The organism is Dongia mobilis, from assembly GCF_004363235.1.
In the GTDB taxonomy this organism is placed as follows: Bacteria; Pseudomonadota; Alphaproteobacteria; order Dongiales; family Dongiaceae; genus Dongia; species Dongia mobilis.
This window is the reverse complement of sequence record NZ_SNYW01000009.1, coordinates 187445-211502: the sequence shown is the minus strand read 5'-3', so window position 1 is coordinate 211502 and position 24058 is coordinate 187445. Positions and strand designations below refer to the sequence as shown.

The following is a 24058-nucleotide window of genomic DNA, read 5'->3' as shown; positions in this document are numbered from 1 at the left end:
TCCCTTTGCCAGTATCCGTCCAAGGCGGGCTATCCAACAGCAACCGCGTCTGCATCGCAATAGCAGGAATTAGCCGTTATCAGTCCCCGCAAATCCGGCCGGATTGCCCGCCTCAGGGATAGGTCGCACCGGCGTACAGCTTTTCCAGGCGCTCGATCACGGCGGCGGTGGGTTCGGCCCCCTCGGTCCCGGCCGGGACCAGATCGACGGTCAGGACGGCGGTTGCGCGGGCCTTGGCCCAGCGGGATTCATAACAATCGTAATAGGACCCGGGCCAACCATACCCGCCATAGCCGTAATAGTGCGGGTAGTAGCCCCAATAGCCCGGCGGACCCCAGAAGGGCGATGGCCGGCAACGCGGATGCGACCGGACATCAGTGTCGCTGTCGATCCTTTCACTCACGATGCGGATGGCCGCCGCCCCCTCCGTCTGCGCGAGCCTTGCACCGTGCAGCAGGGCAAGGTCGTGGACTTTCAGCTTTTCTGCATCCAGACGGGGATCGTTGCGGGCGTTGCTGCTGCTGACCGTGACTTCGGCACCGCGATAGGTGACCTCGAAGGTATCCGCGTCGACGCGGCGGTCGCTATAGCCGAAATTGCCCGCGACCGCCAACGGCTGCATGGCAGGCCGCGGCGGCTGCGGGGTGGTGCAGGCAACCAGCAGCAGACAGACGGCCAGAGCAAGGGAGTGTGGGACAAGAGCGCGCATCACCTTATTCTAGCATCGGGGCGCGCGGGGCGTGACAGTCGTATTGCCGGCACGCAAAAATGTGATCATCCCGTCCAGGCCCGCCGCGCAGGCGGACCAAGTCATCGCCATTCCGCGTTCGGATTGGTAAGGACAGCCGGACTCAAGGCCAGGCAATACCCTTTTTCAGCCCAGACTTTCTTGCAGGCCTTGCCGGCGTCGGCCTGCTCAAGGCCGACCAGGAGGGCCGAATAGCGCGAAACGCCTTCCCAGGTCTTTTCGATGATGGCCGGGCGCGATTTCCCGATTGTGCCCGCCAGGTCCTTGCGCATTTTTTCGACCAGGGCCTCCGCCTGGTTGCGCTTGGGGAATGCCCCGAACACGACGCCCCAACCGGAAAGCCGTGCTGCCGAGGTGATGGTGCCGCCTTCCTCGCGCGAGGCGACACTGCAGTCGCCGCCATTCAGCGCAACCGGCGGGGGGCCCTGCTCCGCCGCCGATACCTGGATCGCAAGGTCCTTGAGCGACTGGCTGCCGCTGCCCTTGTTGGCAAAGCCGGCGTTGAGAAGCTGCGTCATCAGGGCGGCGCGCTCGCCACGATTGCGACCGCCCAGGACCACACCGATCAGGCGCCGGCCATCCCGCTCGGCCGAGGCCACCAGATTGTAGCCAGACCCGCAGGTGAAACCGGTCTTCATGCCATCGGCCCCGGGATAGCTGCTGAGTATGCCATTGACCGTGCCTTGCGTCCGTCCGGCGATGGTCACGCTGCGCAGGTTGAACAGATGGTAGTGCTGCGGAAAGTGGCTGATGATCCGCATCGCCAGGACCGCCATGTCGCGGGCGGTCGTTACCTGGCCATCGTCGGGCAGGCCGGATGCATTGCGGAAGACGCTGCGCTCCATGCCGATACTGCGGGCGGTCGCCGTCATCATCTGCGCAAAGGCCGCCTCGGACCCGCCCAATGCCTCGGCCAGCGCCACCGCGGCGTCGTTGCCGGAGACGACCAGCATCGCCTTGAGCGCCTGCTCGACGGTCACGGTCTGGCCGGCCTTCAGGCCGAACTTGGTGGGCGACTGGCCGGCGGCATTGGCGGAAACCTTGAGTTTTGTCTGCCAGTCGACCTTGCCGGCCTCGATCGCTTGAAACACCATGAAGGCCGTCATCATCTTGGTCAGCGACGCGGGGTACCACAGGGCGTTGGCATCCCGGGACTGTAGCACCCTCCCGTCGGTGGCATCGATCAGCAGCGAGGCGTTCCGGGCGACAGCCGGCGTCACGGCCATGGAAGCGACAAGGAGGATCAGGCAGAACAAACCTGAAAGCAGGCGGGACATAAGGCGGCGGAACGGCATCCGCCGTCCGGTCCGTCCAATGCTCTGATGGGCCCGCAGCAACATGCTTCCCTCGGCTTCCCTCGGCTGCCACAATGGGACTGGACGTTGAAACACCAAATCTGCTGGAATCTCAAGAAGGTCGGCACCCTTATCGTGTGAATTTTAGAGGAATTGGGGGCAATTGTGATCCGAATCACGCGCCATTTCGCGCGCAAGGCGTCGTTTTACGGAATTATCGGCATCGGGCTCCTCGCCATGACGCCCGTTCCGGCTGCCGCAGACTACCAGACCGGCGTCAATGCCTATTACCGGGGGGAATTCCTGGCGGCCCTTGAGGCATGGCGGCCCTTGGCCGAGGCTGGCGATCCCGTGGCGCAGAACAGCATCGGCGCCCTCTACGACCATGGTCTTGGGGTGCCCGAAGACAATTACGAAGCTGCCCGCTGGTACGAAATGGCGGCCGAAGGCGGCCTGCCGCTGGCCATGCGCAACCTGGGGAACCAATACGCCACCGGCCATGGCAAGCCATTCGATGTCGAAATGGCGCGCCAATGGTATGAGCGCGCGGCAGCAAAGGGTGATCGCCAGTCGGTGTCGCTGCTGCGTCAGTTGCGGCCATCTGCCGTGTCGGCGCAGAGCGCCAATGCGGCACCGACCTTCACGACGCCGACAACGACCGGCAGTCTGGCCGTCCCGGTACAAGGTCCGACCGAGGCCCTAGGCGCGACCGGGACCGGGGCCTCGGACAGCGCGGCCGCTGGTGACCTCACCATCAGCGGCCTTGGTTCCGAGACCAGCCCGGCGGCTGCACCCGCCAATCCGTCCCAGGAGATCCTGCTCGATATCGGCGGCGATACCGTGGCCATCGGCGGGAGCGGTACGGCGACGGCGCCCCAGCCAGCTCAACCTCAAGCGGCTCAGCCTCAACCGGTTCAAGCCATGCCGGTTCAACCCCAGCCGGTTCAGGCCACACAGCCAGCCACTGCGCAAACGGCCATGATCGCCCCGGTACAGCGCAGCGACGGCAATTGGCTGATCGGACAATGGCAGGGGCCGTCGCTCGGCTGTCCGAGGGATGGCGGCATCGAATTCACGACGACCGAAAACCTGAGCTGGTTCGATGGCGAAGTGGCGGTCCGCATGCGCGCCACCTATCAGATCGAGGGCAACCTCATTCGCGTGACATCAACGGCCAGCGACGGCTCGACCCAGGTTTACGCATATCGTCGCGAGGACGACAGCCGGATGGTCATCGCCGGCGTCCCCGACTCCATGCCGCAATCTATGGTCGGCATAGCCTATCGCCGCTGCGGCGCAGCCCCTGGCCAGGATGCGTCGCCGGAATCCGCCGGTATCATCGAAGTACCGGCAAATGGCGAAATACCGGCCCCGGCCGCGCAGCCGGCAGCTGTGCAGGACGTGGCGGCGGCACCCGTCATGGCGCCAGTGGCGGTGCCCGCGGGCGCCACCGCCGCCGATGGCTGGGCCGCCTTCGAACGCGGGGAACCGCAGACCGCACTCGCCATTTTCACGCAACTGGCGGAAGGCGGCGATGCCGCGATGCAGGTGCTGGTCGGGCAAATTCACGATTTCGGACAGGGCGTCCCGCAAAACGATACCGAGGCGCTGAAATGGTATTTGCGCGCCGCCGAAGCCGGCAATGAAAAGGCGCGGTACCAGGCCGGACTGCTCTACTTCCGCAGCCCGAACGTGCCGCAGAACCTGGTCGAGTCATACCGATGGCTGAGCCTAGTAGCCGATGGCGGTGGTGCCATGGCCATACCGGCGCGATCCATGCTGAACGATCTCGACCGGCAGATGCCGGAGGCCGACATCGCCAAGGCGAAGCAGCTTCTGAAATCGCCGACGAACTGATTTTCCCGTCCGTATCCGGAGTTTTCCATGTCCAGCAATTTCGCCTTCGACGCGATCGATCTCGCCACGAAGGATCGCGACCATCTGATTCATCCATGGGTCGATCTGGGTACGGTGAAGGAGCGCGAACCGCTGATCGTGGCGCAGGCCGAAGGCGCCTATGTCTATAACGTGCACGGCAAGAAGCTGCTCGACGGAATCGGCGGCATGTGGTGCGTCAATGCCGGCTATGGCCGTGACGAGATCGCGGATGCCATGGCAGCGCAGGCTAGGCGCATGGCCTATTTCTCGCCCTTCGGCCAGATCGGCAACCCGCCGGCGATCGAGTTTGCGCATCGCCTGACGCAACATACGCCGGGCGATCTGAAGCACGTCTTTTTTACCACGGGTGGTTCGACCGCGGTCGATTCGGCGCTGCGCTTTGTCTCCTTTTTCAACAATTTCCACGGCCGACCGAAAAAGAAGCACATCATCACCCGCGAATATGCCTATCACGGCTCGACCTACCTCACCGCATCGGTCTCCGGCAAGCCGGCCGATCGCGGCAATATGGATCTCGAAACGGGTTTCATTCATCACCTGCCCGCGCCCAATCCCTATCGTCGCCCGGAAGGGATGACGATGGAAGCGTTCTGCGACGCGAAGGTGAAGGATCTCGAGGACAAGATCCTGGAACTGGGTCCGGACAATGTGGCCTGTTTCATCGCCGAGCCACTGCTGGCTTCCGGCGGTGTCATCGTGCCGCCCGAGGGTTACCAGAAGCGCACACGCGAGGTTTGCCGCCAGTATGACGTCATCTACATCTCGGACGAGGTGGTGACCGGTTTCGGGCGCCTGGGGCACATCTTTGCCTCGAAGAACGTGTTCGACATCGAGCCTGACATCATCACCAGCGCCAAGGGCCTCACCTCCGGCTATGTACCGCTGGGTGCCATGATCGTCTCCGACCGGCTTTATTCGACGCTAACCGACAAGGCCGGGCGCGGGCAGATTTTCGCCAATGGCTATACCTATTCGGCGCATCCGGTTTCCTGCGCCGCGGGCATGGCCAATCTCGACATCTTCGAGCGCGAGGATATCTGCGGCCACGTGCGCAAGGTAGGCCCCTATTTCCGCGAGCAGCTCGGCACCCTCATCGATCTCGACATGGTGGGTGACGTGCGCGGCAGCCATTTCATGGTCTGCGTCGAATGCACGGCGGACAAGGAGAAGAAGACCGTGCCGCCCGCGGAATGGGAAGTCGGCCGCCGGATCTTCGAGAAATGCCAGGAAAAGGGCCTTCTGGCCCGGCCCATGGGTCATCTGGTCGTCCTCTCGCCGCCCCTCATCGTCAATCGCGGCCAGATCGACGACGCCGTCAGCATCCTGCGCCAGAGCATTGTCGAAGTGACCGGCGACCTCGCCCGCGAAGGATTGCGGAAGTAGAGGCTACTTGAGCCATACCTCGGCGCTGGTCGAATTGCCGTTGGCGTCGATCACCGTGACGCGATGGGCGCCCCGGCCGTCGGGGTTCCATTGCGTCTGGCGCAGATAGGGCTGCGAGCCGACCGCCCGGCCGTTGACCATCCAGCGCAACGGCAGCCTGCCACCTTCCGCCTTCAGCACCAGAGGTGCCGCGGTGCCGCCAATCGACCTGAACATCATCGTTGCCCCGTCCAGCGGGAAGGCAATCCGCACCTTGTCCCGCTCGGGGCCAGCCAGGTCGATCTCGCCGGCGGTACGAAAGCGGCGCAGATTGGGCGGCAGGGCATTCTGCCCAACCAGCAGGGCGCCAGCCGGCGGCGTTTCGGCAAGCGCGCTGCCGCTGGGCGGCAATTGGTCGAATATGTCGAACAGCAACGGCGCCGCCGCGTCCCGCCCCATGCGCCCGGCCGAGAAACTGCCATCCGGGCGCCCAACCCAGACGCCGATCGTATAGTCGCGCGTATAGCCGAGGGCCCAGGCATCGCGATAGCCGTAGGACGTGCCGGTCTTGTAGGCAATGCGGCTGCCGTCCCGACGGTTGCCGGCGGCGAGCCAGCTTGGCGGTGGCGGCGTATCCTCGAGGATATCTGTGACATAATAGGCGCCGAGCGGATCCAGCAGCCGGACCATGCCCCCCGGCGCTTCACCCTCGGCAAGGGATAGTGGCAGGGCGCGCCCCTGATCCGCCAGAGCCGCATAGAGGCCGACCATCTGTTCCAGGGTGACGCCGACCCCGCCGAGCGCGATGGGTAGGCCGGGCCGTCCCGAATCCTTCGGCAGGGCCAGCGGGTACCCGGCATCAGCCAGGCGTCGCGCAAAAGGGGGGGCGCCGACCGCATCGAGCAGGGCCACCGCCGGCAGATTTAGCGACAATTGCAGCGCCTCGCGCGCCGGCACCTCGCCGCGGAAAAGGCGGTCGAAATTCTCTGGCGCATAATCACCGAAGCGCATCGGCTGGTCGACCATGATACTCTCGGGATGCACCGCCAGCTGGTCGAAGGCCATGCCGTAGATGAACGGCTTCAGCGTCGACCCCGGCGAACGCACCGCCCGCACCATGTCGATCGGCCCAAATTGCCGCCGGTCGAAATAGTCCGCCGAGCCGGCATAGGCGATCACCCGGCGCCCGTCATTGGCGACCACCAATGCGGCCGCCGTGGCGCCGGCTTCAAGCTCTCGCGCGGCGCGGCTCAGCATATCCTGCAGGCGCAATTGCAGCGCGCGATTGACATAGGTGTTGATCTCGCGATTTCCGGGAAACTGCCGTCGCAGCCGCTCAGAGAGATGCGGCGCATCGGTGAGGGCCGGACGACGCCGCGTCGGCACCGCCTCAGCGCGCGCCGCCTCATAGCTCGCAGAATCGATCTCCCCCTGGTCGAGGAGGCGCTGCAACACCTTGTCGCGCGCGGCGCGGGCAGCTTCCGGAAACCGGTCGGGACGCAATCGTTCCGGGCTCTGCGGCAGGGCGACCAGCAATGCCGCCTCGGCCTCGGTCAGGTGCCGCGGTTCCTTGCCGAAATAGGCGAGCGCTGCGGCGCGAATGCCCTCGAGATTGCCGCCATAGGGTGCCAGCGTCAGGTAGGTATCCAGAACGCGCGCCCGGCCCCAATGCCAAGTCAACTGCAACGCCCGCAGGGCCTCGATCACCTTCGCCTGCAGGTCCCTTGGTCGCGGTTCAAGGAGGCGCGCGGTCTGCATGGTGAGCGTCGACGCGCCGGAGATGATCTCGCCGTGAACGACCGCCTGCCAGATTGCGCGCATGGCCGCCAGCGGGTCGATGCCGGGATGCCGGTCAAAGCGTCGATCTTCATAGGCCTTCAGATAGCGCAGAAACCGTGGGTCGACATCCGTTACCTCGATTGGAAAGCGCCAGGCGCCGTCGGCCGTAGCGAAGGCCCGCAGGATCTGGCCGTCGGCGGCCAGGACCAGGGCGGATTGGTCGCCGAGCCGGCCCTGAAACGGCGGATTGGCACGGTCCAGCCACCAGGCGCCGCCCGACAGCAGCGCAAGGAGAAGTACGACGGCCAATGCCCGCCGACGCCTTCTCCCCGATCCCAACGAACGCCACATTCAGCGGAACGGCGTGATCGTCACACTGCCACGACTGCCACGGGCCTGCACCTCCGGTGCATACATGTCCTCGACCGCGGGAGCCGGCAGGGTGAAGGTGCCCGGCGTCACGGCGCGCACCATGTAGCCCAGCGTGAAGCTGCGGTACTCGCTGTCGCCGTCAAGTTCGAGCGCCGCGATGAAGCGATCATCGAGATACTCGGCGTAAACCGGGTTGGTAAGCTCGGCCAGCCAGGAGAGGTCGGTCGTCTGGCGCGCATCGCTGAGGCGGGCATTCTCGATCTCGAAGCCAGCGGGCAGCATATCGACCACCAGCGTCCGGCGCATATGACGCGCCGTCAGTTCGCCGCCGACCAGGACCACCAGCACGTCGTTCTGCCGCACTTGCGACAGGTCGGCCGGAGAGCCGTCAAGATGATAGAAACTGCGGCTTATCCTGAAGCCGCTCTCTTGTGCCGGCAGATCGGCGAATGGAACACCGCTGGCCGACGCCTTGGCATAGACGACATCGCTGCCCTTGTTGACGAAGACGGTCCCCTCGGTCAGCTCTCCGCTGGCAAGTGCGAGCATGTAGGGTTTCGCCTGCGAGACCGCATCCTGGTTGTCACGCGCTATGCTGACATTGGGCGTTGCCGCCGAACTGGTGGCGCGTGCGGCCAGCAGCAGCCAGACCTGTTCCTGGGTGCTGAGATAGTCGCGCGAGAGCTGCAGCCCGGCCAGCTTGTCGAGATAGGCGGCAGCATCATAGCCGGGCAGACCTGCCTCTGCCATCAAGGTGATGATTCCGGACCAGTCGCGCAGTTCGGAGCCGTAATCCATCAACGGTCGTCTTGCGCGGTTCGCGTTGAGAATAGCGGCGTCGAAGGCGAGGCCCGCCCGGGCATTGTCGCCGTGGATCGCAAGCGCCGCGCCCAATTGCGCCAGGCTGAGGCCCGATGGCAGCCGGTCCATGAAGTTGTCCGCCATATAGCGCAACTCGGACAGCCGCCCCTGCCCCGCCCGCGACAGGACATAGAGCGCATAGGCGCGGGCGGCGAGATTGCTGGCCGACTGGTCGTAATAGGTTGTCACGACATAGCCAAGCCCGTCCAGGCCGTTGCGATAGGCGATATCGGAGACCGCATAGCCCTGCTCCCGGGCTCGGGTCAGGAAGTCCATGACAAAGGCGGAGAGCCAGTTGTCGGAGGGCGAATAGCTCGACCAAAGGCCGAACAGGCCATCGATCCGCTGTCGCTCAAGAACCCTGCCGATGGCATCCTGGACCCTCTGCTGGTCGTCCTTGACCAGTTCAGCCTTCAGGCTCCACCGCTCCGCCAGTTCGTTGGCAAACAGCATCGGAAAGGCGACGGAAGTCGTCTGCTCGACGCAGCCATAGGGATAGTGCGAAAGGGAGGTAAGCACGGTCTGCACGTCGAGGTTTGGTGTCGCGCTGAAGGACAGCTTGAGATCAGCCGTTTCCGGCAGGAAATCGGCCAGCGATGTCGGCGACACGCGCATGCTTTCACCCGGCTGCAGGCGCTGCGTGATGGTGCGGGTAACCGGGGGCTGGGCCGCGCGAACCGGCAGTTCGATGCGGCGCGTCAGGGCAAAGTTCTCCGGTCCGGTGATCGCCATGTCGACATGGCCTTCGCCAATGCCGGTCGCAGCCAGATCGACCCGCCAATCGCCGGCAGCACCGGCGGCAAGTTCCCTGGACCAGGTGGTTTCACCGGTCAGTCGCAGATTTTGGCTGGTCGAAAGCTTGATGGCATAGAGGCCGGCCGCACCGGCCACATTCTGAACCGATACGGACAAGCTGCCCTTGTCACCGGGGGCGAGGAAACGCGGCCCTGTCGCCAGAGCCACGACCGGGTCACGCACCACGAGGTCCGCTTCGCCTGCACCGACCTTATCCGCGTCCCAGGCGACCGCCATCAGGCGCAGGCGGCCGTTGTAGTCAGGTACGTCGAGGGGGATGCTGGCCTTGCCGCTCGAGTCGAGTTCGACGATACCGGAAAAGAGGGCGACCAGTTTCATCTGCTTCGGCGCACCACGTTTCGCCAGGCCCTCGCCGTCGCCGCCGCTGCGGATCTGCCCCCTGACACCTTCGCGGCCTTCGATCAGCTGGCCATAGAGATCGCGAATATCGAGACCGAGGCGGCGCTTGCCGAAATAGTGGCCGATCGGGTCCGGCGTGGCGAAATCGGTCAATTGGAGGACGCCTTCATCGACCGCCGCCAGGGTCAGATAGGCACTCTGCCCGGAGAGATTTGCAACAATCACCGGGATCTCCACCGAGCGCCGGGGTTCGATGAACGACGGCACCTCCATGCTGACGTCGAGCTTGCGCGGCGCAGGGTCAATGCCGAGCCAGGCTAGGCCGATGGCGCGCCCCGGCCCCTGGCTCGGTTCGTTGCCGGCCCGAAAGGCATTGACCAGGACGTAGGCACCGGCTCCCCAGGCGCGGTCGACTTTCACCTTCACCGTTTTCCCATCCGCTGGAATCGTGACGGGAAAGGAATCAACCACGCGGTCGGTCGCGATGGTAACCTGGGCCTCGCCGGCGAAGGGCGAGGTCAGGCGGATTTCCGCCGTTTCGTCGGCACCATAGACGGTCTTGTCGGCAACGACCTGCAGCTTGTCCGGCGTGCCGCCGCTGCCGGGCTGCGCCCACCAGCCGGCATAGAAACGCTGCGACGTCGCAACGCCGCCCTCGGCATCGTAGACTTCGAGGCGATAGCGGCCCCAATCGACCCGAACGTCGATGCGGCCCGGTTTGTCGGCCGGTACGTCAACGCTTCCGGTGCTGCTCTCCGCATCGCTGACGACATAATCATAGTCCCAGCGATTGTCGCGGTAATACCAGACGTAATCCCACTCTTCCTTGACCAGTCGATAGCTTAGGTCAGGCTTCGCCACCTGCCTGCCCTCCCGGTCCAGGGCGATCACCTCGAACCCCGCCTCACTGCCCTGGCTCGCCTGGCTGTCGGCGAAAAGCGGCTTCAACCCCAGATAGAGGTCGCGGTCGCGGATCGACTTCGTCACCGATTCGATGACGGGCCGGCCGCCAAACTCGTAGACCTCGACGCGCAGCGTCGCCGCCAGTGGCGTCTGCGCTTCCGGTACCTCGTCGAAGGACATATCGATTTCGAGACGGCCCGATTCGTCGGTCGTGAACGCGTCATAGGTAAGGCGAACTGGATCTACTTTCTCGTCGTCGAGTCCGAAGCGATAGCCGGTCCAGGCGGGAAATGGCTGCGGATCCGCGGCGATCAGCACCTCGCCCTTCACCGGCAGGTTGGCAGCCGGCGCGCCGTAGAGATACCTGGCCTCGATCTGGACCGGCAATGGATTGGGCGGAACCAGATCCTGATCCGCCGGCGTCAGGGTCGCCTCGATACGTGCCGGGACCACCTCTTCCACCAGGAAACTAGTGCTGGCGATGGGTGCTCCCTCGGGATCGAGATAGGCGTCGACGGTCCAGGCGCCGGTCCGCGCCGTCGTGGAAAACTCGATCGGCAGGTGATAGGCGCCGCCCGTATCCGCGATATCCGTGAAGCGGCGGGAAACGACGCCATCCGGGCGCAGCAGGACAAAGGTCAGCTTCTGACCCGGCAGCGCCTGCGCCGTGGGGTTGCGTGACAGGGCCATGACTTGTGCCGTCTCGCCCGGGCGATAGACGCCGCGGTCGGTATAGAAGAACAGGTCGAGATCGCCGGGCATCGCGCGCCCGCCGACGCCGCGATCGGAGAGATCGAATGCCGGCCCGCCGATATCGAGGAAGCTGAAATCGCCGTCGCGTCGGAAGGCCATGATCGCCGTCGCACGGCGCCCACCCTCGCCCCGCAGCAGGCCCGGATCAAAGCGCGCGATGCCGGCGGTATCAGTGAGGGTCGATGCCAGGACCTCGTTATTGCGCGCCAGCAGGCGCAGTTCCAGCCGATGCAGGGCGCGGCCGGTTTCCAGCGAGCGCGCTTGTACCGTCAGACCATCAATCCCGGCAAAGGTGGTGAGGCCGAGATCGGAGACGATCACCCACTGCGTGGCCTGGGGTTGCCAGCGCCACCTGTAGTCGTTGGGATCCTGCTGATCCGCGGCGTTGCGGGCCATCAGGATATAGATTCCGGGTTCGGTCGCGGGCACCACTTCGTCGAATGGAAAGGCCGTGACGGTTCGCTTGTTCCGCTCGCGTGCGACATCCATCTCGCCGGTCCAGATCTCCTCGCCGGATTCCTGCGCAATCCGTTCCCTGTCGTATTCCTCGAGGTTGTTGAGGAAACGGCCTTCATAGAGTTCGTTCACCAGGTTTCGGTCATTGATCCGCATCAGGCGCAAAGCCACGGTGTCGACATTGACCGTAATGACCGGAATGCCGGTACTGCCGATCTTGGGCAGGACGTAGGACTGGTTGCGAAAGCCGACGGTCGGGTTGCGATCACCGACCGAAAAGGCCCATTCCTCGTTCCGGTCCAGTTTGTCTTCATAGAGCGACGGCAGGCCGCGCAGGACGGTCACCTTGTAGTTGCCGCCGAAATCGAGATCGCCCAGGCAGAGCTGATTGCCCGAAACGCGGTATGACACCTTGGTCGCAGGCTCGATACGGACATAGTCTTCATAGGCGACCACATCGGTGGCGGCGAGATCGGCGCGGAATTCGAGGCATGCCTCTGGCCTGTCACCATCGGTGTTCAGTTGCGTCCCGGCGAGCCCGAAGGCCAGCATGCCACGCAACTGATCGGCGCGCGCATAGGCCTCCTGGTCATACGAATAGCGACCGGCGGCGTCATAGGCCGCGAGCGCGCGCTCGAACTCGCCGAGGCGGTCGAAATTACGACCGACGCGATTGAGCGCATCGCCCTGCCGCTGGTAATCCGTCACCTCGATGAAGGCCCGGTAGGCTGCCAGTCCCGCAAGCTTCCATTGCTGCGCCCCTTCATGGGCACTGGCGAGTGCCATCCAGGTCTCATAGGATTCGTCACCAAGTCCGACGGCGCGGGCCAGAAGGTCGCCAGCCTCACGGAAGCGGCCGACACGCGTCTCGTCTGCCGCCTGCCTGTTCAGTTCCTCGATCCGACTGGAATCTCCCCCCACCGCATCCTTGATGAGCTGGCTGCGATAGGTCGCGGCCTCCTGCGCGATCTCGTCGATCTTGTCGGCAGCCGCCGCCGGCAGCGGCGCAAGGAAGGCGAGGATAAGTAATATGCGCCACAGGGTTCGAAGGCGCGTTGCGACGAGGTCGAACATATGGCTGGTATTCCGCATGTCGGTCTTCCCGGAACTCTCTGTTGCATGAAAAGAGCTGGCTAGGTCTGCCCCGGACCGGACCGTCCACCGGCTTGCGGGCTGATCACAGTATAGCGCCGGCCCCCAAGGGCGGCGAACAGCTTTCCTAGCAGTCGATTGCGACCGGATTTTGTCAGCCGGGCGGTAATCTGTCGGCGTGAACCTTACATCGGTTCAAGTGCTGTTGCCTGACCGGCGGCGGCGCCCTAATCGGCCGCCGGCCGGATCGAGATGCCGTGTTTCTTGGCGCCTCCCGATTCGATTGCTATGGTCCGCCGCATCATGGCTGCCTCTTCCGACACCACCCCGCGCAACCGGCCACCTTTGACCTGGCTGATCCTGGGAGAACGGCGCGGCGACAATGCGCAGGTCCTGGCCCTCGCCCGCGCCCTCGGCTGGCCGGGTGCGGTCAAGCAGATCCGCTATGACGACAGCGTCACCGTGGATTTCAAGGATCGCGGCGCCAGCCTGATCGGAACCGACCTTGCGCTCAGCGACCGGCTGGAGCCGCCCTGGCCCGAGGCGATCATAGCCATTGGCCGGCGCTCCGTGCCGGTCACGCGCTGGATCAGGGAACAGGCCAAAGCGGCGGGTGGTGAGGTGCTTCACATCCATCTCGGCAGGCCGCGGACCGATCTCGGCCTGTTCGACCTTGTGGTGACGACCCCGCAATACAATCTGCCGCCGGCCGCCAATGTGGCGGAAATCAGCCTGCCTATCGTCGCCGTCGACTCGGATGAACTGGCGGCGGCGGCGGGGATCTGGCATCCGCGCTTTGCAGCGCTGCCGCGTCCCTGGCATGCCGTCCTGATCGGTGGGCCAACGCCGCAACTGGCTTTTGGCGGGACCGAGGCCGAACATTTGGCGCAGGAACTTGAAGCCTGGCACGCAGGCCAGGGCGGCAGCCTGCTGTTCACCACGTCCCCGCGGACGCCGCCCGAAATCCTTGCCGTGCTGCAAGGTCACTTCCGCAACCAACCGCACCAGCTTTTCCTGCCTTTTGTGCCGGACGGCCGTGCCAATGCCTACCCCGCATTGCTGGCGCTTGCCGACGATTTCGTCATCACGATCGACAGCGCCTCGATGGTGGCCGAGGCTGCGACCCGCCGAAAGCCCATCTATCTGTTTGATCTGCCCACAATTGCGCCACGGAAAAAGCCGGGGTTGAAGGCCGCGCTGTCTCGCCATTGGCGCCTGCGCCGCAAACGAAGACAGGATGCGGGATTGGCACCCGACCTCGGCGATCGCCTCTACGACGCCTGGACCCGTCGCGGCAAGGCCCGCCCCCGCCGCGATATCGGCCAATTGATGAAACGGCTGACAGATACGGGGATCGCCGTGCCAATGCGGGGGGCGCCGCCCCCAAAGCCGACCGATGCCGGTCCCAGCATTGCAGAGCAGGAAATCGCTGCCGTCGTCGCGCGGATCCAGCAGTTGTGGGCAGATCGCCAGGGATAGGTTTTTGCACCCATTCAATGTGCGCGGAACGCTTGAGGGGCGGGCCAATCGCGTGTATGACGCCGCCATGTCACCCTGCGCAATCGCTTGATCTTAGGGACTTTCGGCCAATGCTGGTTTGGATTGATGCTGCCGCCTGCGGGCGCGTGCCGAAGGTGTTCGGCCTCACTCTGGTCGAACGCCATCTGCAGGCCTTGAAGCGAAGCCTGCCCCGCCCCGCCCGCATCGTTGTCGATCTGGGCGGTACCGGCAGCAAGCCGGAGATCGATGCCAGCCTGGAGAAGGCCTTTACCATCGAATGGTGCCAGGCCAGCGGCACCTTCGCCGAGCGCCTCAACGCCTTCCTCGCCAAGGCCGGCGAAGCGCCGCTGCTGCTGCTGGATGGCGCCACCCTGCCGGATGCGCGCCTGCATGCAGCCCTGGTGCCGCTCAACGACTCGGTTGCAGTCCTCGCCCCTGAGGCGAAAGAACGGGCCGCCATGATCCGCCTGGCACCCGGCCGCCTTGCCGGCCGCGCCATCGCTGCCGACGATCTTGCCGCCCTGGCGGAAATACTGATCGCGAACGGCACCACCCGGGCCTATGCCCAGGATCAGTTCGACGGCTTTATCCGCAAGCTGCGCCGGACCATCCCCTATTACATGTTCCGGGTAGAGACGGCCGAGAAGGCCGCCAAGGTCGAGAAATTCATGTTCTGGTCGAACTACAAGGGATCGACCGACTTCTTCACCCGCTATGTCTATCCGCCCCTTGTCTGGATATCGGTCGGGCCGCTGGCGCGCGCCCGGATTCATCCGAATGCCGTGACAATCTTCAGCATCTTCCTGGCCCTTGGCGCTATCCCGATCTGGGCGATCGGGGCGCCATGGAGCTTCTGGACCGGCTTTGCCATGGCCTATGGCATGAGCGTCCTCGATTCCGTCGACGGCAAGCTTGCCCGCCTCACCTTCACCGACTCCAGGATCGGCAATTGGCTGGATCACGGCCTCGACATGGTGCATCCGCCCTTCTGGTATGTGGCCTGGGCCTATGGCATCGGCGGCGGGTCGCTGGATTGGGGGTCGCCCCTCGGCACGGCGGCCATGCTGGTTGTCGCATTCTATGTCATCGACCGCCTGATCCTGAAAATCTATCCGCGCTTCTTCCAACGCGCATTCCACACCCATTCGCGCCTGGATGGGCGCATGCGCACCTTCATCGCGCGGCGCAACATCACCCTGCCGATCTTCATCATCGGCTATGTGCTGGGCTTTGCCCTCGAGGCGTTCTATCTGATTACCGCCTGGCAGATCCTGACCGCTGCCTATCACGGTGGCCGCACCTTCTGGATCCTCGCCGTGCAGCAGGCCCACAAAAAGGGCGCTAAGCCGACCGACGTCGCCGGCGCCCTCAAGGTCGACTGAGAGAAAAAGCCCCCGTACCTTCAGGTACGGGGGCCTCGTCCTTCCACCCCGCCATTCTGGCCGTAGCGGCGGCGCCGGTTTCAGTACTTGTCGTCCTGCGCCGCCTCGCGCACTTCGCTCGCGAAGAACATGCGCTGCAGCTTGTTGAGCTGCTTGGGTTCGAAGGCATGGAACGGCAGTTCGGCGATGAAATTGATGTAGCGTCGCGGCACCTCGGTAAGACCCCGCGGCGAAACGCCATGCACCGCATTTTCCGAGTTCAGGAAGCAGACATAGGTGTTAGCCGCATAAGGCACGGTCTTCACCAGCTTGACATCCCGATCGATCGAACGGTGCTTGATGAAGCGCGGCTCGCGGTTCCAGGCGTAGATGTCGAGGTCACCGCCGGTCACGCTGTCGCGCGGATCGCGGAAATAAAACAGCGCCGAGAAGATCTTGTCGCACAGGTCGACATGCGGTGTCTTGACACTGCTGACCTCGGTCGTTACCGGCGTGTTCATGACGAACTGGCAATCGAGGCGCAATTCGGCATCGCCGCCGAAGCCGCGCGGCACCACGCGCCAATCCTCGAAGCGGCGGCCCATCTTTTCCTCGAGGGTGGGAAACGCACGACGGAAATGATCGCCGAAAAGCCGCGTGACGTGGCGCCAGTAGTCCGCCGAGGTATGGTATTCGAAGAACTCGCGCCAGAGCGGCGATATCCTGCGGTCGCCCAGCACCTGCTTGACGGTCATGCGCACCGCCACATTGCTGCCGACGTCGGTACGGCCGTTGAGGATCATGTCAAGGCTCGGGAATTCGGCCTCCAGCTGCTGGTAGATCTCGGCCGGCACGGCGTTCTGCCGCGCATGATGCGGATAGGGGTCGGTCGCGACCTGATCGGGCCGCACGGTCTCCAGCATATGGGGAGCTTGTATCGTTGCAGTCGCCGCCAGCATTACTTGCCTCTCCAATTTGCACGTGCCCGGTTTTGGGCGTGCTTCCGGGCGCCAGACTGACGCCGCGATGCCAAGGGCACAATTTTACAATCCGCCGCAGCGACGATCCGTCGCCGCTTCACGCTGCCACTTTCCGGCACAGGTCGAGGGCGTCGTGGCGCACGTGATTGCTGGCCATCTCGCGCTCGATCAGTTTCTCGTCGATCAAACCCTTGGCCAGCATCTCCGCGACAAGGCCGAAGAACAGGCGCTCCTGGTTCGGGTCGGGATGCGGCTGATAGAATCCGTTCTTGGTGCGCCCCGGACGATCTCCGGCGATGCTGCGTTTCAGGCTCTTGAGGAAATTGCGGGCGAGTGACTTCGGCTTTTCCGGCTTTACCCGGACGGTGAAGTCGATTGGCAACCCTGTCTTCCACGGCTGGGTGCGGCGGTAGGTCGTGTGCAGGATTTTGGTCGCCGGCGTCAGCTTGTCAAAATCGTTCCATTCCGGCTCGAACAGGCCGACATTGGAATCCGCCTCGTATTCCAGCTTGATCCATTTGAGATAATCCGTCTTGAACTCGAACATCTCGTTGAAGGTCTTTTCGGCATCCCAGTGGGTGAGTTTGGCATTGTCCAGCAACATGACGCTGGAGGCCCGATAGGCGGGCATTTCCTTGAGCGGCGGGCGCATGCGGCACATCACCCCGGCGCCCTGCATGTCGCGGGTAAAGAGTTCCATGATATCCGCAACGGCGAAGCAGTCTGGGTCTATCACGATGGCGCGGCCCTGATAGTTCATCGCCTTGGGCGGCGTAAAGCGGAGCGGCGTAAAGGATTGCAGGTCATCATGCGCCCAGGGCCGACGCTCGAGTCCGCGCAGGAACGGCTGCCCCACCCGGGCCTCCAGCCACGGGTAATCGTCATAATGCATGATGACGACATCGAACGCATCGGGCTGGCGGCTGTTGCGCTTGGCCGCATATCCGGCGACGAGCGCACCCAGATATTGTTCGTCGTTGGACTGGATAAACAGCTTGTACTGCACGCCTGTGACCCCCTGAGTACCGGCTCGGCACTGGGCCGGAAACCGCCCGGAATCGGCCAAACTACCGGCCCGGACGCGGCCCTTGATGGCAAAATGATACTGGCGAACGCCCGCGCCAGCAACCGAACCCACTGAAAATGCGCCGATTTGCCGCAAATCCTGCAGGGTTATTCGCCCCCCGCCATGTGCGTAAAAGCCGCCAATTGACTTCCGGGACCCGGGTGTTATCACAGCCGGGCACCGGACGGGGCATGCGGCGGTATCGGCAGCTCCTAGGACATTTCAGGGCCGCCCCCGGCGCTTGACGGAACCATTTCAGATCGGGCCGACCCGAGACCATGGGCAGATCCAAGACCGAATCCAAAGAGACCCCCTCGCCGCTGACCAATGCCTTCCTGGTCATCCGCAAGCATGGGTTGTGGCGTCAGATTCCCGTCATCTTGGGGGTCATGGCGGCGTCGTTGCTGGAAGGCATGAGCGTCGCCAGCCTGTTCCCCATCCTGACCATCGTCGCCGGCGACCAGACCGAGGCGCCCAACAAGGTCGAACGGATCATCCTTGGCGCCCTCGAGATGCTCCACATCGACAAGTCCCTGGGCGCCCTGGTCCTGGTCATGGTCAGCCTGGCCGTCCTGAAGGCGGTGATCTCGCTCAATGTCAGCCGGTATATCGGCTATCTGGTGGCCGAGATCGCAACCGAGCTGCGCTCGCGCCTGATGGACGCAATGCTGGCGGCGCGCTGGTCCTACTATACGGTCAATCCGATCGGCCGCTTCGCCGCCGCCATTAGCCACGAGGCGAACTGGGGCGCAGCCATCTATCGCACCTCGCTGGCCCTCATCACCTCGGCCATCCAGGTGCTGGTCCTCGGCAGCATCGTCTTTGTGGTGGATTGGCAGGTTGGGCTGGTTGGCGTCGGCATGGCTTTGGTGGTCGGGACCGCCATGCGCTGGCTGACCCGGCGTTCGCGCATTTTCTCGCGCCGGATGCTGCTGACCACGCGAACGATCGTGATGGACCTCAATGACGTGGTGGTCGGGTTCAAGCCTATGAAGGCGATGCATCGCCACGAGGTCCTGATCGACGAGCTGCGCAACGAGACGAAGTCGCTTCGCCAGTCGCTGCGCGAACTTGTCCTGCTGGAGCAGTTGGCCAGCCGGTTGCCGGATTTGATCATCATCGTCATGCTGGCAGCCATAACCTATATCGGCGTCAGGTTGCTTGAACTCGATCTGGCCAGCATGCTGGTTTCCGGCCTGCTCATCATCGGGCTCACCCGCAGCTTCGCCAAGATGCAGAAATCGATACGCGAGTCCGTCAATGCCGAAGTCGGCTATTACGGCGTGATGGAGACGCTGCATGACACCATGGCCGCGGCTGAGACGTTCAGCGGCCGCAAGCTGCCGACGCTGCAGGAATCCTGCAGGTTGGAACGGGTCACCTTCTCCTATGGCCGCGCCACGGTACTTGAGGACGTGTCGCTGGAACTGAAGGCTGGCAGTATCACCACACTGGTGGGCGAGTCGGGCTCGGGCAAGACGACGACCGCAGACCTCATACTCGGGTTGTTCGAGCCGGATCAGGGCCGAATCACGCTGGATGGCGTACCGCTCACGGAAATCGACCTTGGCCGCTGGCGTTCCATGGTCGGCTATGTGCCGCAGGAGATCCTGCTCTTCAACGACACGATCCTGATGAACGTCACCCTGGGCGATCCCGGCATCAGCGAAGCCGCGGCCATCGAGGCATTGGAAAGGGCCGGTGCCATGGCCTTCGTGCGCGAACTGCCGCAGGGGCTGGCGACCACGGTCGGCGATCGCGGCGTGCTATTGTCCGGCGGTCAGCGCCAGCGGATTGCCCTGGCGCGGGCGCTGGTCACGAAGCCCGCCCTGCTGATCCTGGACGAAGCTACCAGCGCGCTTGATCCCAATACCGAGGCCGAAATCTGCGCCACCGTCTCGCGCGAACGCGGTCGACTGACCGTGCTTGCTATCACGCATCAGCCGGCCTGGGTCGAACTGGCCGACCGGGTCTACCGCGTCGCGCATGGCAAGGTCAGTGAACTCGATGCAGCCGAGCGAAAGGCCGCCATCGACCGGGCCAGGCCGCACCACGCGGGCAATGGCCGGAGTACTCAGGCCGAGCCCGACAAGGCCGGCGCCGCCATCGTCACTTTCCCGTCGCGGATCTCATAGACAGCGTCCGCGGCGTCGACCCAGAGGGCCTGATGCGTGATGGCGAGGATCGTCCGGCTGCCGGTCAACGCCTGGGCCGACTTCGCAATCTCCTGCGCTGTCTTCTGATCGAGTGCACTCGTTGCCTCATCGAGGATCAGCAGTCGCGGCTGGCCGACGAGGGCCCGCGCAATGGCCAATCGCTGGCGCTGGCCGCCCGACAGCAGGCTGCCACGGACACCGATTGAGAAATTGAGGCCGCCCGGCAGTTTCGAGACGAAGCCCCAGGCATCTGCCGCCACCAGCGCCTCGCGGACCTCACTCTCCTGGATGCGCGGATCTCCCAGCGACACATTGTTGAGGATGGTGTCGTTGAAGAGGATGCTGTCCTGCGGGATGTAGCCGAGCTGCCGACGCCAGGCCGCCATGTCAAGTTGGTCGATCGGGGTCGAGCCGACCGTGATTGTACCTTCGGTCGGGGCGTGAAGGCCCGCAACCATGTCGGCGATGGTGGTCTTGCCGGCGCCGGACGGACCAATCACCGTGGTCAGCCGTCCGGCATCCATCGTCAGATTCGCGTGTTGCATCACCTGCTTGCCGGGATAGGAGAAGCTGACATTGGCAAGGGTGATGTCGGCCGGCAGCGGCGGCAGGTTGCCACTGATCAGGGCTTCGCGATTGGCGCGAATTTCCGCCAGGAGATTCTGAAGCTGCCAGTAGCTGATCCGGTCGAGTGCGACGCGCTGATAGTTCGCGCGCACCGATCCGATGGCGTCGGCAATGCGCTTCAGCAGCAGGGTTGATCCCAGCATCACGCGCAAGTCCATGCCAAGGAATGTGTGCCCGATGTAAAGGCCGCCCAGGAGCAGCGATATGAACAGCGGTTCCTGGATCGCGCGCATTGCGCTGGTGCTGTAGGTTTCCGCCTGGGTGGCGCGGCGCAGGCGATCGATATGGACCGCGAAGGTATGGCCGATGAAGGTGTGCCGGTTCATCGCCTTCAACGCCTTGACGTTGGTAAGCGCATCGGTGACCGAATGCAGCAGGGCTAGGTTGTGCTTGCTCTTGCCGCGGCCGGCCTTCTTGGCCATGCGCATGTAGCGTCCGACCGCCAGCCAAAGGACGGTGGCGATGGCGACGGCGCCAAGGAAGAACGGCCAGGAAACGAAGATCGCCATGACCATGAGGACGGCGGCCTGGGTCAAGGCGACGAGGCACATGCCGGCAGATTTGAAGGCGACACTGGCGCGTTCAGCGTCCGAGTTCATGGCCGCGGTGAAGCGGGCGACCGGCTGTGCCACGAAATAGCTCCAGCGCGCGCGCACCAGGGCGTCAATCAGTTGCAGCCGTATGCCGGTGCCGAAATTTGCCACCGAGCGACCGACGAACACCGATCCGGCGGTACCAAAGGCGAAAGACAGGATGGCGGCGCCAAGGATCACGCCCAGCAGTACCTCGATGGTCAGCGGGAGTCCCACCGCTTCCAGAGCCCACCGGATGTAGTCGTCAATGATGTGATCATTGGGCATGCCTTCACCGCCGATAATGCCGATGATGGGCCACAGCGTGGCGATGCCGACTACCTCGACGATCCCCGAGGTCAGAAGGACAATCAGGATAAGCACCTGCTGTCGCCAGCCGGTGCTGAAAAAGATGCGAAATACGTCACGCAAGCGTCTGTCTCGTCACTTCCTGGATGGCCTTGGCCAACGAGGCAATTGCCCCGCCCCGCTCACCGGCCCGAAGCGCATCCGCGGCGAACCTGCGGTCGACATGGGTTATTCGGGCCGTAATGCGCGGCATTGCCAACATATGCGCCGCCGCCATGCGATGGGTGCCGCGACGCATGTGCAGGAGCGCGCCGTCGGCGGTGATGCCAAGGCATATCTCATCTCGACCAGTATAACTATAGCCGTTCTGCTGCAGTGACCGAAAGAGTGCCAGGTTCCGTTGGCAATAGGCGGTCGCCAGTTCGACGCTGTCAATTACCTGACCGCGAGCTGTCACAGGCCGCCCCGCCTCGCAGCTGGCGACCAGCCAGCGGTGCAGCCTTGTCGCCGCCACGTCATCGCCGTGGCGGGCGACATCGGTCATGTCGAGATAGGTATAGTGCTCGCAAATCGCCTTCGACGGCAGGTCGCCGAGACCATCGACCAGGAAGCGGTTCTTGAGGGGCGCCATCGCGGCCGCGTTCAATTTGCGCAGCACGGCGCGCGGCGCCACCGCGACGGCAAGCGCCGGTCCCAGCACGGCCGCGGCCGCTGCAGCACTGCCCCAGGCCGGATTGGCAGGCGACGGCCAAATTTTCAGAAACGATGCCAGAACCATGAAGGCTGTCAGTAACCCCAAAGATGCTGCAGGCCAACGGCGCCCTGCGGCGAGAGGCCGAGGACATGCGCCGTCAGGTCGGCATCCGCGGATTTTACCTGAAGCGCGGCAATTCCGCTCGCCCCAATATGAGCGGCCAGCCCCGGCATGACGTCGTCCAGCCAGACCAGGCCGATTGCGAAAGCCGGCAAGGTCAGGTGGTAGCTGAGACGATCGCCCGCATGATTGATGGCCGAGATCTCGACCCGGGCGTTCATGTCGTAATTGAGGTTGCCGCTGGCATTGGCGACAAACACGCCGGTTCGGCCGCCACCCTTGGTGCGCACACGGCCGATTACGTTGGTGCGGCCCATGACACCGATGGACGGGTGCAGCCAATGCGGCAGGGTCGGGATGTTGGCGCCGATATTGCGCCAGGATGACTGGAATTCGGTGAAATCCTGATCGCCGGTCCGGCGATGGCGTACCACCATGTCCGCCGTGGTCACCAGACGCTGCGGCGCAAGCCCGATCTTGAGATGGTCGGGACAGACCAATGCCATCACGACCTCCGCCTTGCGCGGATGCGACCACTGGGCCAGGACGTCGTCGATCAGGACTGGCCCGATGAAATCCTTGTGATAGCGATGCTCGCCGACACAGCCGCCGGCCGCGTCATAGAAGCGAATCCAGTAGTCATCGAATGGCGGGTTCGACGCATCAAAGTTGAAACCAAAGGCAAGGGCATCGTCCGGCGATGTGACCGGCAGGCAGCACGGATGAATCATGAAGCCGGATGCGATGGCTGTTTCGACAATTCTGCGTTCTTCCGGCGTGAACAGGATGTCATCGCGGTTGTCGACACCCACGCGGCACAGATGGTTGGCTGCTATCGACCCCTGCTTGCCCGAGCCGGGCGCCAGATCGTGATCGAGCGCGTACCAGAACGACGTGCCATACCCGGCATAGGATGCGGCAAAGTAATTGCGTACCGTGCCGCCGCCGGCGGCGTGCTGGAAGTGGACCTCCTCGACCGGCCTGCTGCGGGAGCGCTTCTGCACCCGCTTGTCCGCGCCGCTGCCGATGACAATGGCGTCATCATCGCTCATGTCGAGATCGTAGTTCGGTACCGTCATCACGACTTCCCCCGAACGTACAACCGAATCGATCAGCCGAAAGGGCTGGATCTTGCGCGGGTCCTTGAAGAACTGGTGCGAGCCGTGAATGATTGTGAAGCTGTCCTTCCAGAATACGTCGCCGCAGACCCGGAAGCGGTAGTGCCGGCCGCGGGTCAGGAACGGATGGGCCACATATACTTTCATGCACACGGCGCCCTGCCGGTCGGGCATCAGCGAATTCAGATTGAGGTTTGTCGACTGGCTCGGGCCCAGGACACGATAGGTGCGCAGCGTCTTGCCCTCGGCTATGACCTCGAAGCGGAACTGGATCGGGTCCTTGATGCCGAAGAATTCCTCGAAGTGATTGAAAACCAGCGCATCGACGTCGTCGATCACGGCCGGGATGGCAGCCGTGCCGGCGCAGAACTCCCAGTTTTCCGCCACCCAATGCACCGGCTTTTCAGGAGCGTGCGCCAGCATCAATCGCAGGGAGTAGCGGTACCTGGTCGCGACGTCAGCGCCGCCGGCGACCAATGCGTCGACCGTTTTGAGCGAGGCGGCCGTGAGCGGCTGGGCCCCACGCGGCTGGTCCTGGAAGATGTCGGTAGAAAGCCAGACGGCCTCGATTTCCGCCGACTCGGCGGCGAAGGCCCGGAAGAAGGCCTCGTCGCCGTGGACACCGACCCGATGCGCCTTGTCGGCCCGCAGCAGCCCCAGGACATCGGCAATGGATTGGCTGACCTTGGTCTTGGCGTCTGGCACGCCGCCGGCCGAAGGATGTGTACCGGCCTTGAATTTCTTGGGTTTTTCCTTGCCCGGCAGAAACCATTCCAGCAGGAAGTTCCGGCTGGATCCTTTTTCCGCCGCCGGCGCCACTTCAACATCCGATGTCTTCATTCCGATAGGTCCCGACGTAATGGTAAGGAAAGTGTAAGCT

General features: G+C 64.0%; 14 protein-coding genes. 5 read left to right on the top strand and 9 right to left on the bottom strand.

Annotated features, from left to right (window positions below; all coding sequences use genetic code 11):
- Positions 1–112: 112 nt before the first annotated feature.
- Together A8950_RS12590 and A8950_RS12585 are read right to left on the bottom strand one after the other, a co-directional pair.
- Positions 113–709: a CC0125/CC1285 family lipoprotein gene (locus tag A8950_RS12590; RefSeq protein WP_133614034.1), complete on the bottom strand. Its 597-nt coding sequence runs from the start codon at positions 707–709 to the stop codon at positions 113–115.
- Positions 710–810: 101 nt separating this feature from the next.
- Positions 811–2043, bottom strand: a complete 1233-nt coding sequence (locus A8950_RS12585; protein ID WP_166645149.1) for a D-alanyl-D-alanine carboxypeptidase family protein — start codon at positions 2041–2043, stop codon at positions 811–813.
- 165 nt (positions 2044–2208) lie between these two features.
- On the opposite strand from A8950_RS12585, the gene A8950_RS12580 reads away from it, so the two are divergent.
- Positions 2209–3900 carry a tetratricopeptide repeat protein gene (locus tag A8950_RS12580; protein ID WP_133614032.1) on the top strand — a complete coding sequence of 564 codons (1692 nt, stop codon included), beginning with the start codon at positions 2209–2211 and terminating at the stop codon, positions 3898–3900.
- A gap of 27 nt (positions 3901–3927) precedes the next feature.
- Positions 3928–5325 (top strand): aminotransferase, encoded by a 1398-nt coding sequence (locus A8950_RS12575; protein ID WP_133614031.1) that lies wholly within the window; start codon positions 3928–3930, stop codon positions 5323–5325.
- 3 nt (positions 5326–5328) lie between these two features.
- Here the strand turns inward: A8950_RS12575 and pbpC are convergent, their stop codons facing one another.
- Both pbpC and A8950_RS12565 read right to left on the bottom strand, forming a co-directional pair.
- On the bottom strand, positions 5329–7392 hold the full coding sequence (pbpC, locus tag A8950_RS12570) for a penicillin-binding protein 1C (RefSeq protein ID WP_243735625.1): 2064 nt from the start codon (positions 7390–7392) through the stop codon (positions 5329–5331).
- Between the two features lie 42 nt (positions 7393–7434).
- Positions 7435–12675 (bottom strand): alpha-2-macroglobulin family protein, encoded by a 5241-nt coding sequence (locus A8950_RS12565; RefSeq protein WP_133614029.1) that lies wholly within the window; start codon positions 12673–12675, stop codon positions 7435–7437.
- Between the two features lie 303 nt (positions 12676–12978).
- Here A8950_RS12565 and A8950_RS12560 point away from each other — a divergent pair, with 303 nt between their 5' ends.
- A complete protein-coding gene (locus A8950_RS12560; protein WP_166645148.1) occupies positions 12979–14154 on the top strand; it encodes a mitochondrial fission ELM1 family protein in 1176 nt (391 codons plus the stop codon).
- Positions 14155–14264: 110 nt separating this feature from the next.
- A complete protein-coding gene (locus A8950_RS12555) occupies positions 14265–15557 on the top strand; it encodes a CDP-alcohol phosphatidyltransferase family protein (RefSeq protein ID WP_166645147.1) in 1293 nt (430 codons plus the stop codon).
- Positions 15558–15637: 80 nt separating this feature from the next.
- On the opposite strand, the gene A8950_RS12550 is transcribed toward A8950_RS12555, so the two are convergent.
- Positions 15638–16495 (bottom strand): 2OG-Fe(II) oxygenase family protein, encoded by an 858-nt coding sequence (locus tag A8950_RS12550; RefSeq protein WP_133614026.1) that lies wholly within the window; start codon positions 16493–16495, stop codon positions 15638–15640.
- Between the two features lie 118 nt (positions 16496–16613).
- Complete coding sequence (locus A8950_RS12545; protein ID WP_133614025.1) at positions 16614–17522, bottom strand: hypothetical protein; 909 nt, start codon at positions 17520–17522, stop codon at positions 16614–16616.
- 338 nt (positions 17523–17860) lie between these two features.
- On the opposite strand from A8950_RS12545, the gene A8950_RS12540 reads away from it, so the two are divergent.
- Positions 17861–19717 (top strand): ABC transporter ATP-binding protein, encoded by a 1857-nt coding sequence (locus tag A8950_RS12540; RefSeq protein ID WP_133614024.1) that lies wholly within the window; start codon positions 17861–17863, stop codon positions 19715–19717.
- On the opposite strand, the gene A8950_RS12535 is transcribed toward A8950_RS12540, so the two are convergent.
- The 3 genes from A8950_RS12535 to A8950_RS12525 are packed head-to-tail and all read right to left on the bottom strand — an operon-like array spanning position 19657 to position 24018.
- Positions 19657–21369 (bottom strand): ABC transporter ATP-binding protein, encoded by a 1713-nt coding sequence (locus tag A8950_RS12535; protein ID WP_133614023.1) that lies wholly within the window; start codon positions 21367–21369, stop codon positions 19657–19659. The genes A8950_RS12540 and A8950_RS12535 overlap by 61 nt on opposite strands.
- Entirely contained in the window at positions 21362–22024 is a 663-nt protein-coding gene (locus tag A8950_RS12530) for a hypothetical protein (RefSeq protein ID WP_133614022.1), read from the bottom strand. Before A8950_RS12530 ends, A8950_RS12535 begins: the two co-directional genes overlap by 8 nt.
- A gap of 8 nt (positions 22025–22032) precedes the next feature.
- A complete protein-coding gene (locus A8950_RS12525) occupies positions 22033–24018 on the bottom strand; it encodes a hypothetical protein (protein ID WP_133614021.1) in 1986 nt (661 codons plus the stop codon).
- Positions 24019–24058: the final 40 nt, after the last annotated feature.